Raw genomic sequence first — 13,164 nt, 5'->3', positions numbered from 1 at the left:
CAAAAAACTCGTATTAGTATAAAAAGTAACTATCGATTTGGCTAGAATAAAAATAAGATAGAGGCGATCGCTGTTTTGGTTTCAATTACTATTTTTAGCGCTTCGATTTATCGCCGTAATCCCTACTCCAGACAAGAGAATTGCCCCTCCTACAATCGTCAGCAACGAGGGAATTTCAGCAAATACAATTAATCCCAAATAACTCGAAACAACTGGCTCACATAAAAGACTCAAAGCGATAAAAGTCGGAGATATCCAGCGTAATGCCCAATTAAAGCTAGTATGCCCGATTAATTGGGAGATAATTGCCATTAACAACAAATACAAATAGACTTTTCGGCTATAGTCTAAATAACCCGTACTGAATAGTAACGGTAAAGGTAGTAAAAATACTGCCGCACTGGTGTAGGCGATCGCGATATAAGCGTTAACTCTCAATCCCTGTCGCTGTGCTTGTCCTCCCAGAACTAGATAGAGGCTAGCCATCCAGGCTCCCAACAGAGCTAAAATATTGCCCAATAGGGGATTACTACTACTATCGATATTATTGTTACTAAAGGCTATAACCATTCCTCCAGCCAAAGCCACACCAATACCAACAGTTGCTCGTCGGCTGAGTCGTTCTTGAAACCACCATCGCGTCAAAAGTGCTACCCAAATCGGATTGGTAGTAACTAAGGTAGTAGAAGCAGCAATAGAGGTGAAAGCAAGAGAAGTAATCCAGGTGGCAAAGTGTAATCCCAAACAAATTCCCGCCGCGATCGCCAATAAACTAGCCGATGGTGTGATAGTTTCGGGCTTTATCTTACTCCAGGTAGGTAATAAAATAACAGCGGCAATAATTAGACGCGATGCAGCGATAAATAAACTAAAACCAACATCCTGTCTTCCTGCAGTTGTCATCAATAGACGGACGAATATTGCTGACATCGAGATTGCCAACACGCCGATAACTAATACTATTCCTACTTGCCAGGCTTTCGGTTTGCTCAACAACTTGCAGCTAACTATTACTTTTAGGTTGCAACCAAATTAAAGACCGCTCGCTGATGGTACGATACTTTGCAGTTATCCAGTCTTTAAAATACACCTTTTATCGTAATTTATTAACAATGCATCCAGACGTAGGGTTAAATGTCCGACTATGAATAATCTTCCGCCCCTAAACACGGAAACTATTTGGAAAATTCTCAATGAAGAAATTGATGATGCTACCGTCAATCAATTAGTTTGGTACTATCTCGGCTACCGTTATAACGAGCGCGATCGCACCTGGGATAATAGTAACGTTGCCGAAACTTGGCAAGAGTATGTCGAACCACCAGATTTTATTGCCAACCGTCAACCCACTGTCAAATTAACCCGCTCTATTCCTAAAGAAAACAAACAATTATTAAAAGAGAAACTAGGTTTTAAAGGCTATAAATTAGGTGAATTTGGACCCAGACAAACTCGTCGTGCTACTGCAGCTAATTGGTTGCTTAACTATATGCATTAGCTTCACTGCAGAGGGGCAAAAACCAGTAGAAACCCGTCATCATATATTATTTTATTTTATTATTTATTTTTCCGATATCCTCTAAGGGGCGTTTAACGAAACGCCCTAATAAATCAGTTTTTATCTATCGTTCTAAACAACACCAGGACCTTTACCACCGGGAGTATTGATTTCTTTAAGCTCTTCCGCTCGCTCGGCTTCTTGTCTGGCTTCTTTTTCTCTTAAATCTCCTGGTTCTTCAACATACATTTCCGGTTCAACAGCGTAATTATTCGCCAAACCTTCACGGTCTACAGTCTGTCCACCGGTAGAGTTAAGATCTTCTTCTTTCTCTCGATGGGGAATTTGTTTAAAGTTTGCTCCTTCTCGTTCTTCTCGTGCTGCTGTCTCGGCGGGTTCGATATGGGGATCGTAGTTTTCGTTGTTTGTATTTTGATTCATGATTTTATTATCTCAAATAAATTGTTTAAAAACATTAAGTAATTTCTTTTGGGATGTGGTGCTGATAAATATAATTAAATATGATTAACATCTATCAGCTAAACTAATTTTACTTAAGCTTATTATCTCGAGCTGCTAGCTAAATTTTCTCTCTCCAAAGATAGAATTTAGCTATGGCGATCGCCATTAAATATTTTAGCTAGATTTACTAAATTTAATGGTTTTTGACAGACTATCTAACAACTCTTTAACCGTGTAGGGCTTTGGTAAAAAAGCTTTGATATTAAGGCTTACAGCTTCAGCCAACTTGCCGTTTGTTGTCAACCCGCTCGTAGAAATAACTTTCAGATGCGGATCGATCTTATGCAAAGCGCGGATGGTAGTTAAACCATCCATAGATGGCATCATCATATCCATCAACACTACAGCAATTTGACTTTGATGCTGAGCGTAAATCACAATCGCCTCAATGCCATCACTGGCAGTCAAAACATTGTAGTTATATTTTTCCAATAATGTTTGAGTAATTTGGCGAATAGCGGGTTCGTCATCTACCACCAGAACTAGTTCTCCATGTCCTTGAGGCAAGTTGAAATCGTCTACTTGCTGGGTTTGACTACCTTTAGTTGCCGGCAAATACACTCTAAACTGAGTGCCTTGTCCGAGTTCGCTATAAACTTTTAAAAAACCACCGTGGCTTTTGATAATACCGAGTACGGTAGACAAACCGAGTCCCGTCCCTTTGCCCAAGTCTTTAGTGGTAAAAAATGGCTCAAAAATTCTCTCCTGTATTTCCGGGCGAATGCCGATTCCCGTATCTCTAATACTAATAACAATATAAGTTCCAACCCTGGCATCAAGATTGATGCAAGCGTAGTGTTCGTCAATAAAAATATTTTCAGCAGCAACCGTCAGAGTACCGCCATTGGGCATAGCATCACGGGCATTAATACAGAGATTCATTAACACTTGATGGAGTTGGGTAGCATCTGCCCAAACTGTCCACAGTTCTTTGGAGGAAATATCTTTAATAACTCGGATCGATTTGGGAAATGTCTGTTGGGCAATTTTTGCGACTTCCGACAGCAAATGTTTGGCTTGGATTTGGTGTCTTCTTCCTTCTTCGTGGCGGGCAAAGGAGAGAATTTGTTTGACCAAAGCCGCTCCCCGTCTAGCACTGGTTTCTAAAATATCTAGTAAATCCTTACTCTGCTTATCGAGGTCGTGAAATTTTAACGGTAGCAGTTGAGCAACTGCCAGCATTGGGGTGAGAATATTGTTGAAATCGTGGGCGATACCGCTAGCGAGGGTGCCGACGCTCTCCAGTCGCTGAGCGCGAAAAAACTGTTCTTGGAGTTGTTTTTTTTCCGTAATGTCGGTATTGACGACGAGAATCGATTTCGGTTGACCTTCACAATCGCGCACTAATGTCCAACGGCTAGAGACAATGATTTCTTTCTCCGATTTAGTAACTTGGTACAGTTCATCCTGCCAAGAGCCGTATTCTTTTAGACAGGCGAGAATATCGGGGAGTCGGTCGATAATTTCGGATTGTCGATACAAAAGCTCATTAGCATTCTTGCCTAGAGCTTCGGAAGTTTTCCAGCCGTAGAGCCGTTCGGCTCCTTGATTCCAAAATCGAATTTTATTATCTAGCTCCCGCACCAGAATCGCATCGGTGGTAATATCTAGCAGAGCAGCCTGTTCGAAAATTTTCTGTTGCGCCTGCTTATACTGAGTCAGGTCGAGAACAAAACTAACCGCAGCTTGAGACTCTTCTAACAAGACACCCCCAATCATTACGGGAATGCGGCTGCCATCTCCACAAATAAATTCTTTTTCAAAAGGATTACAAGCTCCCGACTCTCGCAGTTGGGCGATCGCCGCTCGATCTAGCTCGCGATAATCTAAGGGAGATATGTCGTCCAAACGCAAACAGTTTTCTTGCAATAAAGGGCGATCGTATCCCACCATTTTGAGAAAGGCATCGTTAGCTTCAATAATTTTACCTTCTAAATCGGAATAAATAATTCCAATAACATTAGATTCAACTAATCTTCTAAAGCGAGCTTCACTCTGCTGTAGTGCCTTAAAAGCTAGTTCTCTTTCTTGCTGCGCTTGCTGGCGTTGTTCGATTTCCTGTTGCAGGCAAAGATTTTGCTCCGATAAACTTTTGGTCAGGTTTTGAAGACGCAGGTGAATGTTAACACGAGCTAAAACTTCTTCATGCTCTAATGGCTTGGTGATATAGTCTACTGCCCCAAGGTTTAAACCCTTGACCTTATTTACGCGATCGCTCAAAGCGGTCATGAAAATTACGGGAATATCTCGAGTAGCTCGGTTCATTTTCAAGCGACGGCAAGTTTCAAAACCGTCCATTTGCGGCATGAGTACGTCTAACAGAATCAGATCGGGGGGAGCATATTCTGCCATCTCGATCGCACTTTCTCCTTCTTCCGATACCATCACTTTGAAGCCAGAATTTTCTAAAAAATCGAGTAGCATTTCTAAATTAGTAGGAGTGTCATCGACAATTAGAATGACATTTTTTTCAGGGAGATTAACATTCATCAATGCTTTAGCTAGTTAACAGTTGTTTTAAATATTGTCGAATTTTTTTTCCTTCAAAATTCTTGGCAAGTTTGCGCAAATGAGTAGCCAACGGTACCCAGGCTCGGTCCAACTCTTCCAGTCGATCGACTTGGGCGGTAATACCTCTAAGATCGCCTCTCATTGCCAAATCGAGCAAATTTGCTATCTCTTCTTCTGAGGGAACGGGAATAGTTGGGGCAAAAGAAGCAGTCTTTTCTCGCTGGTCAAGGGCTGGTTTTACTTCGGAATCTTCATTTTTATAGATCCATTCTAGTCCTAAATGAATTCGCAATTTTTCTAAAAGCTCTGTTTCCCAGAAAGGTTTGGGTAAAAAATCGTCGCAACCAACTTCGAGACTCTGCTGGCGATCGAAATTAAATACACTAGCTGAGACAGCAATTATCACCAGACCCGTAAATTCTGGGATCTGTCTTAGCTGACGAGTAGTTTCAAAGCCGTCCATCTCTGGCATGACCAAATCCATAAAAACTAAATCGGGTTGAAACTCCCGTGCCTTAGCGAGACCCTGCGAGCCGTTAGTCGCTTCTAACAGTTCAAATCCTAAAGGCTCCAAGAGATTCACCAAGACCGAGCGATTTGCCCATCGATCGTCTACCACGAGAATTTTTCGTTTAGAACCTTGGAAACCAATAATCTGATTATTTTCCTCAATTTTAAGCCGGACTGACACTTGGTTCACTTGCGGCAAATCTAGCTCGAACCAAAAAACGCTGCCCTTACCCAGGATACTTTTGACCTTTAGTTCTCCGCCCATCATTTCGATCAACTGACGACTGATTGCCAGTCCCAAGCCGGTGCCTTCCGTTTGGCGGTTTTGTTCGCCTACTTGCTGAAAAGGCAAAAAGATCGCTTCTAATTGTTCTGCGGCAATGCCAATGCCCGTATCTTTGATTTCAAACCAAAGTTTGCCGTCGCGAGTGTCAACTTTAAAAGTAACGCTACCCGTTTCAGTAAATTTAACGGCATTACCAAGTAAGTTAATCAACACTTGGCGCAATCTTTTTTCATCGGCATGAATAAAATCGGGGAGAGTCGCCAGAGGTTTGTAAATCAAAGAAATTCCCTTTTGTTGGGCACGAATGTCGCAAATTTCGATAATACCTTTCAAAAACTCAGGAAAATACACATCGCCGGCATGCAATTCCATTTTCTGGGCTTCGATTTTAGAAAGATCTAAGATATCTTCGATTAAAGTTAGTAGGTGTTCGCCACAGCGATAAATCACCCTTAGACCTTTCTGTTGTCCCTCGGTCAAAGTTTCTCTTTGAAGAATTTGAGCATAACCTAAAATTCCGTTAAGAGGAGTGCGTAGTTCGTGGCTCATATTTGCCAGAAATTGGCTTTTTGCTTGGTTAGCCGCCTCAGCCGCCTGTTCTGCTCGTTGACGTTCCCCAATCTCCTGCTGCAAATGCAAATTCTTTTCCTGTAGCTGAAGGGTTCGTTCTGCCACTTTGGCTTCTAAAGTTAAATTCACCTCTGCTAAAGAGGCATAAAGACTGGCATTTTCGATCGCAATCGCCGCTTGAGATGAGAGTAATTGGAGAAGTTCCAATCTTTCTGGGGTAAAAGCTCCCGCCGTTAGCTTATTTTCTAGATAGAGAGTACCGCTCAGCTTGCCTTGATGTAAAACTGGTAGGCACATAATCGACTTGGGCTGATGTCGAAGGATATATTCATCGAGACTAAAAGTCTCCTCAGCGCAGGCATCATTGATAACTAAAGTCTCGTGAGTTCTGGCGACGTAATTAACTATGGAGGTTGGATAGAGTCCGTTCGGCGATCGCTCTGGTTCGGCTGCTTTTAACTTAGTTTGTCGGATCGAAACCCGATCGCTATCGACCACACTAAAAGCTTCAATTAGTAATTCTGCCTTGTCTAATAGCAAAACTCCTTGTTGAGCACCGGCATTTTCCAGGACGATCTGTATCAGCTTAGTTAACAGTTTATCTAAAACGATTTCGCTAGAAAGCGCCTGGGAGGCTTTCATAACCGTGGCAAAATCTAGGGTATTGAGAGGCGATCGCTCTTGAGAATTGGTTTCTCGCTGCTGTATTTCACCAAAAAGATCGGGATATTTGGTTGCTAAACTGCTGACTTTGGCAGTGGCTCCCCAGGCGACATAGCCATAGTAGGCTTCTTTTAAATATTCTTTGGCAAATCTATCTTTACCTAGAGCTAAATAAAATTCTGCGGCTAGTTCGGCAGCTAGAGCTTCTTCTTGAAGATAACCCTGCTCCTTAGCCAGGGCAATGGCGCGATCGTAACTTTCCATTGCTTGCCAATACTGACTCAATACCCGCGCTATCTCTGCCTCTACCAGCTCGTATTTGTGCTCGAAATTCATCGGGGCATGGTCTGCCCACTGCCGCATTTTTTCCTGATTATTATTTACTCGTTTTAAGCAATGCTCTTGTTGGGAGATTGGTATCGATTCATATCTAGCCAAGTGTGCTAGAGAATCGTAGAAATAAAACAGCGGTACAGCTAGCCAACCTCTTACCCCATGTAGATACTGTTCGGCTTGGATTGAATTTTCAACAGCTCGCTCGAACTCACCAAACAAGTAGCATAAAATTAATTTGTTGAGAAATACATAGTGAATTAAGGTTCGCTCATTTGCTTGAATATGCAGTGGCAATGATTGGTCTTCGTTATAACTTTTTCCAATTAGACGGTAATTACTTTCAGCCTTTCCGAGTAAGTTTAAAACTGTCTGATGAAATATTTGGTTCCACTTTAAAGCAGTTTCTTGATTGATTTGGGCGATTTCTTTACTCCATCTAGCCATTTCCCGCTCTAGACTGTTTAACTCCGAACCGCTCCAGTATAAATGTTGACATTTATGACTTGCCGAATAACCAGCATGGGCTAAATCTCCATTTTCTAGTCCACAAGAATAAGCATCTTCCAAAAATGGTAAAGTCTCTCTAACATGATGTTTCCAATGCATGATAAAAGTTGAAACTTTAAATAATGTTTGACACTTAGCTTCACGGATATTTAAACGTTCTAATAGTTTTAAAGCCAATTGTCCGAATTTATATGCAGCTTCAATATCTTGTAACAACCCACTAAAAACCACTCCATAATCGGCGAACCCACTAGCTGATAGAGAAGTATTTCCATAATGAATAGATAAATTTACTTCCTGACAAGCCATGAGAATAAATAATCCAGGTGCAGATTGATAGGCGGCAGGAACTAAACAAGCTATTAGTTGCAAGGCTGCTAGCTTGTTGGCATCTTTCATTAATGGCAGATTAATTAAATTTTCTATTTCTTTACCTGCCAAATTTGCTGTTGTTTCCTCAATCGCTTGCTGAATATCTAAAGGAGTCGGTGATTCAATTAGCCTCACTCCGAGTACTTGCAAATATTGCAGACCCAGCCTTACTGCTTCGAGCAATTTTCTTTGAACTTCACGAGCCTTAATTCTTACTTGACAAACTTTCATTTTGTCTAGCACTGTTTCAGCTCGTTGCTGCACTATCTCAGCTAGCTGTTCCATTTGCTCGAAGTCACCGCTAAGAAATGCTACTTCTACTGCTTCTTGGTGTAAAGCTAATGTCAGTTCGTATTGTTGATGCCAGCTAGAAGTAATCAACAGGCTCAAACCCACCTTCAAATAACGGCTCGCAGACTCATACGCCGTTGCTGCTGTCGCTTTTCGTCCTGCGATCAGATTGAGTCGCGCTAGCTCGTATTTTTCTGACTCCAAGGTAAGTATGTCAATCCCATAATTTAGTCGATCGACTAGAGCAAAAATCTTGTCTTCTCGTTCTTCTGGGGCAGTGTTTTGTAAGAGCAATCGACCGATTTTTAAGTGAGTTTCTCTTTTCTGCCCATCGGCAATTAGAGAATAAGCTGCTTGCTGAACTCGGTCGTGTAAAAATCTATAGGCAATAGTGATTTCTTCTCGCTCATCTGCCACGAATTCTATCGCCGGCTCAGCGATCGCCAAAGGAATTTTATAAGATTCATCTAAGGGTAAGATTAATCCCGTCTGCAAAGATTCCCATAAATCTGCTGCTGTTTGCGATCGAGATTTTTGGTAAACGATACTTAAAACATCCAGGGTGAATTTATTGCCAATACAGGCAGCTAACTTTAAGATGTTCTGGGTTGTTGGTGATAGCTTTTGAACTCGAGCGATCGTCAATTCGACAACATTATCGGCAATCTCAATAACTTTAAGCTGTTCGATATCCCACTGCCAGCGACCTTGACTGAAATCAAACCTCAACAAGTTTTCGCGATTGAGAGATTTAAGTAGCTGAGTTAAGAAGAAGGGATTGCCCTGAGTTTTATCAAACAGTAATTTGGCAAGCGATCGCGACGTTTCTAGTTCGGTATGGAGTGTATCACTAACCAACTGATTGACATCGGCAATCTGCAAAGGTTGAAGAACTATCTTGTTGACGACGACCCCAGATTTTTGCATTTCTGCTAAAGTCAAAATCGCCGGATGAGTCGAACTAACTTCGTTGTCTCGATAGGCACCAATTATTAACAAATACTGGCTTTCTAAATTACTTACTAGTAATTGTATTAGTTTAAGAGATGCAGTATCAGCCCACTGCAGATCGTCTAAAAACAGCACTAGCGGATGTTCTTGTTGACAAAATACGCGAATAAATTGCTGAAATACTCGATTGAAGCGATTTTTATTTTCAGTTAGTCCTAGTTGGGGAACCTCTGGCTGAGAGCCAATAATTAGTTCGACTTCTGGAATAACATCAATGATAACCCGACCGTTAGCACCGAGTGCTGCTAAGATTTTTACCTTCCACATTGCGACTTTTTCGGGACTTTCGGTTAATAATTGCCCGATTAATTCTTGAAAAGCCTCAATGAAAGAGGCGTAGGGAACATTGCGCTTAAACCGATCGAACTTACCTGAAATAAAATAGCCTCGCTGACGTACGATCGGTTTGTGAACTTCGTTTACTAGGGAAGATTTACCGACTCCTGAATAACCACTCACTAGCATTATTTCAGTCGTCCCCAAACTAACCCTTTCGAAGGCATCGATTAATTGGGCAACTTCTTTGTTACGTCCGTAGAGTTTCTGGGCGATGGTAAATTGACCGTACGAATCTAACTGACCGACAATAAAGTTTTCTATTTTTCCGTTTGTTTGCAGTTGTTGCCAACATTTTTCCAAGTCGGCTTTAAGTCCCAAGGCACTCTGATAACGTTCTTCAGCTGTTTTGGCTAATAGTTTCATGACTATATCTGAAACCACTTGGGGAATCTGGCGATCGCGTTGTTTTGGGGTTATTGGTGTTTTAGCAATGTGACAGTGAATTAATTCCAAAGCATCAGTAGCTTGAAAGGGTAATTGACCTGTAAGCATTTCATAGAAGGTAACCCCTAAAGAATAAAAGTCAGTACGATAGTCAATAGAGCGATTCATCCTTCCAGTTTGTTCTGGGGACATATAGGCAAGGGAACCTTCCAGTAAATTGGGATTACTCGCAGTTTGATTTTCGCTAGATAAACGCGATGCAATACTAAAATCGATAATTTCAACTTGCTTGGTTACTAGATCGATCAGAATATTCTGAGGTTTAATATCTTGATGAATAATCTGATTGTGATGTAGCTCAGCCAGCGTGGCAGACAACTGAATCGCAATTGGCAAAAAATTTTCTAATTGCAACTTAGAAGCAGCGATCGCTTTATGGAGTGGTTTTCCCCCAAAGTCTGATAGAATGGTAGCCCAACCATGTCGAGTGTTTTCTATAGCTAAAGGTTTGACAACTCCTGCTATTGATAGAGATTGTAGTATTTTATATTCGTGTTTCAAGCGAGCCAGTTGCTCGATGCTAGGATACTCTATTTTGAGAGTTTTAATAATTACTGAGGTTGATTCCGACTCTTGAGAAGCGCGATAGACTAGAGTCGTAGCATTTTCATCGAGGACTTCGATCGGGTTGTAGCCGGCAATAATTATTATATTCATTTCAATTTTTTGCTCTTACTAGAGAGTATCTCTTAAGAGGCAGCTTTACAATTACAATGCGATCGCAGTTAACTGCGATCGCATTTCGGTAACCCCTGTCCGTCGAATGTAACTCCAACTAAGAGCGAATGAAAATTCGATTTGCTACTGAGAACTAATCTTGCTGCGACGCAAGCGATTGATAATACGGTTGGCGAGTACCGAGCTGACTACTGGTTTGACGATATAGTCGTCTGCTCCAATTGCAAAAGCTCGATGTTGAGTTTTTTCGTCTTGATGTACGGTCAGAAAGATTACCGGTAGTTGTTGCCAGCGACGATGGCTCCGCAAAACTTGACACAATTCTATGCCATTTATTTCGGGCATTTCAATATCTAAAACTAATAAATCTGGCTCGACTTGCTCTAAAACTCTCCAAAACTTCTGTGGTTCGTCAAGTGTAGTGAGTTGAAAATTCCAGGGCTGGAGAGATATTTCTAAAGACAATAATACCTGCGGGTCGTCATCAACAATTAAAATTTTGGCAGCAGCTCCTGCATCCCTTAATAGTTCGGTAACAGCCGCAATTGCGTTACTCGGTTCTACTGGCTCTTCTAAGATCGAGTTTCCACCTTTGCGGACTATCTCGAGACGGTCTAGTAACCCCGCGTCTTCAACCATAATTACTATTGGCAGTTGGGGCAATTGTTGATGTAGCTGCTCTAAAAATGCTAAGTCATCTCCATCGGGAAAGACAATTTTAAACAGCACTGCAGCCAAAGATTCGTGCTCGATTATTGCTCTGGCTCGCTCGAGATTGGATGCAGTGTATGCTTTCATACCGCTTTTGTGAGCTTGTGCGGCTAGCTCGCGGCTAGAATTGGGGTTGCGATCGATAATTAAGAGAGAGACATGCTTACTGAATGCATCTTTGACTTTGGTTTCAAAAGGCTGATGTTGTAATTCTAGGTTGAGAGCGGCTACTGAATTGGTAATTCGTTCGATATCGCCGCGAGCCATTGAATTATTGGTTAATAATTTTTCGAGCTGTTTGGCAATTTTAGAGCCTTCGGGAAAGCCAAAACTACCTAATGAACCCGCCAGTTTGTGAGCCGAACTTTTAGCTTCGGCAAGTAATTTTTGACTGACGTGGTTTTCTACTAATTCCGCAGTCAAATTTTCTAAGATAGCTAGTCTTTCGAAAGCTACATTTTTAAATATCGACCAAGCCTGAGTAACTCGTTGAGAGTTATCGAGTTTTTGGCTATCTCTTTTTGAAGGTTTTTGGTCGTCATAACTTCTAAGACGATAGCCGATACCATAAACGGTTTCGATCGCATCTTTATCCATACCTGCTGCTTTTAGTTTCTGACGCAGACCTTTAATATGAGTTCTAACTGCTTCTTCCCCGGGAGGATCCACTCCCGCCCAGAGGTTATCGATAATTGCCCCTGGACTAAAAACTTGTTGGGGATGGCGCATGAACAACTCAATTAGGGCATATTCTTTAGGCGTCAATGGTAAAACTTGGTTTTGAAATTTAACCTCATGGATTTTAGGATCGAGAGTTAAATCTTCCCACCTTAATGTGGGTGATGCAACGTGAATTTCCCGTCGCAATAAAGCGCGAATTCTAGCAGTAAGTTCTTCAAAATTGAAGGGTTTAACTATATAATCATCTGCTCCTGAATCTAACCCCAAAACTTTATCGTTGTAGCGATCGCGCGCCGTCAACAGCATAATCGGCATTTTGTAGCCTTCGCTTCTAATTTTCCGGCATAAAGTAATTCCATCGATGTCGGGAAGCATCCAGTCTAATACTACCAAATCATACTCGAATAGCAAAATGAATTCCCAACCCATTTCACCATTAACAGCAATATCGACGGCATAATGTTGCTCGATCAATTGATTTGCCAAAACTTCCATTAACTGTTCATCGTCATCAATTAATAAAATTCTCATTAACTTTTGAAGAAAATATTGCTTGAATTAACTCGATCGGCATTTGAAATTCTCACGGCAATAACTTATATTTCATTATTATCTTGGTATAGATCGATTTAAAAATTAAGCATAAAATTATTAAATCATTATAACTATTAAACAAATTCAAAGGGAGGCTCATAGCCCTAAATTCGATTGATTACCGCTGAAGGAATTGGCTTTTATATTTATTATCGTTATATCCCATCCTACGAAAGTATTTAACCTTCAGTAATCGCTAATTATCTTTGCCCTCAGTAAATTAGTAAATTGAGGTACGAGGAGGAAATCAACCCAATGAGGTACGAGGAGGAAATCAACCCAAACTTTAACTTAGAAAGAATATTCTTCTCCAGAAAAAACTGGAATTCCCTAAAAGTGAAACTAATGAATTAGCCATTCAATTCAATGTTTAAACTTCGACTATGATTTTACTTGAGAAACAAGCAAGAGTTTTCCGCTCTAAATGAGCTGCAAATTTCTTGAATTTAATTCCAAAAGAAGTGTACTTCACACTACTAGTCACGTTAGATCGATTTTACTAATAATATTCGGTCTTAGTCATTAACAAAATTAAATCGGGATAGATTTTTCCGCCTTCGGCGATCTAAAATAAAATAAGATTTTTACTTACTCATAATCTTCCACGATGGTTTAGACGTTTCTGTTCGTCAACGTACAT

The 13,164-nt window shown here is 41.0% G+C and carries 6 protein-coding genes; 1 reads left to right on the top strand and 5 read right to left on the bottom strand.

Going from position 1 to position 13,164, the window contains the following annotated elements:
• Positions 1 to 81 precede the first annotated feature (81 nt).
• A complete protein-coding gene (locus ACLFKQ_RS22770; protein ID WP_449002005.1) occupies positions 82 to 993 on the bottom strand; it encodes a DMT family transporter in 912 nt (303 codons plus the stop codon).
• A 151-nt stretch (positions 994 to 1,144) separates the two neighbouring features.
• On the opposite strand from ACLFKQ_RS22770, the gene ACLFKQ_RS22765 reads away from it, so the two are divergent.
• Positions 1,145 to 1,498 (top strand): DUF1823 family protein, encoded by a 354-nt coding sequence (locus tag ACLFKQ_RS22765; RefSeq protein ID WP_449002004.1) that lies wholly within the window; start codon positions 1,145 to 1,147, stop codon positions 1,496 to 1,498.
• Positions 1,499 to 1,630: 132 nt separating this feature from the next.
• Here the strand turns inward: ACLFKQ_RS22765 and ACLFKQ_RS22760 are convergent, their stop codons facing one another.
• The 4 genes from ACLFKQ_RS22760 to ACLFKQ_RS22745 form a co-directional block, all read right to left on the bottom strand.
• Positions 1,631 to 1,939, bottom strand: coding sequence for a hypothetical protein (locus tag ACLFKQ_RS22760; RefSeq protein ID WP_449002003.1), 309 nt, complete (start codon positions 1,937 to 1,939; stop codon positions 1,631 to 1,633).
• A gap of 195 nt (positions 1,940 to 2,134) precedes the next feature.
• Positions 2,135 to 4,510, bottom strand: coding sequence for a hybrid sensor histidine kinase/response regulator (locus ACLFKQ_RS22755; protein ID WP_449002002.1), 2,376 nt, complete (start codon positions 4,508 to 4,510; stop codon positions 2,135 to 2,137).
• 7 nt (positions 4,511 to 4,517) lie between these two features.
• A complete protein-coding gene (locus ACLFKQ_RS22750; protein ID WP_449002001.1) occupies positions 4,518 to 10,517 on the bottom strand; it encodes an AAA family ATPase in 6,000 nt (1,999 codons plus the stop codon).
• A gap of 144 nt (positions 10,518 to 10,661) precedes the next feature.
• On the bottom strand, positions 10,662 to 12,461 hold the full coding sequence (locus ACLFKQ_RS22745; protein WP_449002000.1) for a response regulator: 1,800 nt from the start codon (positions 12,459 to 12,461) through the stop codon (positions 10,662 to 10,664).
• Positions 12,462 to 13,164 lie beyond the last annotated feature (703 nt).

Source organism: Myxosarcina sp. GI1(2024) (assembly GCF_053543375.1).
Note: the sequence above shows the minus strand (reverse complement) of the source record. Positions and strands in the feature narration are given on the sequence as shown.

Excerpts from the sequence above, each read along its gene's own strand:
- ACLFKQ_RS22750 (WP_449002001.1), bottom strand. The coding sequence starts at position 10,517 with ATGAATATAATAATTATTGCCGGCTACAACCCGATCGAAGTCCTCGAT.
- ACLFKQ_RS22745 (WP_449002000.1), bottom strand. The coding sequence starts at position 12,461 with ATGAGAATTTTATTAATTGATGACGATGAACAGTTAATGGAAGTTTTG.
- ACLFKQ_RS22765 (WP_449002004.1), top strand. The coding sequence starts at position 1,145 with ATGAATAATCTTCCGCCCCTAAACACGGAAACTATTTGGAAAATTCTC.
- ACLFKQ_RS22755 (WP_449002002.1), bottom strand. The coding sequence starts at position 4,510 with ATGAATGTTAATCTCCCTGAAAAAAATGTCATTCTAATTGTCGATGAC.
- ACLFKQ_RS22760 (WP_449002003.1), bottom strand. The coding sequence starts at position 1,939 with ATGAATCAAAATACAAACAACGAAAACTACGATCCCCATATCGAACCC.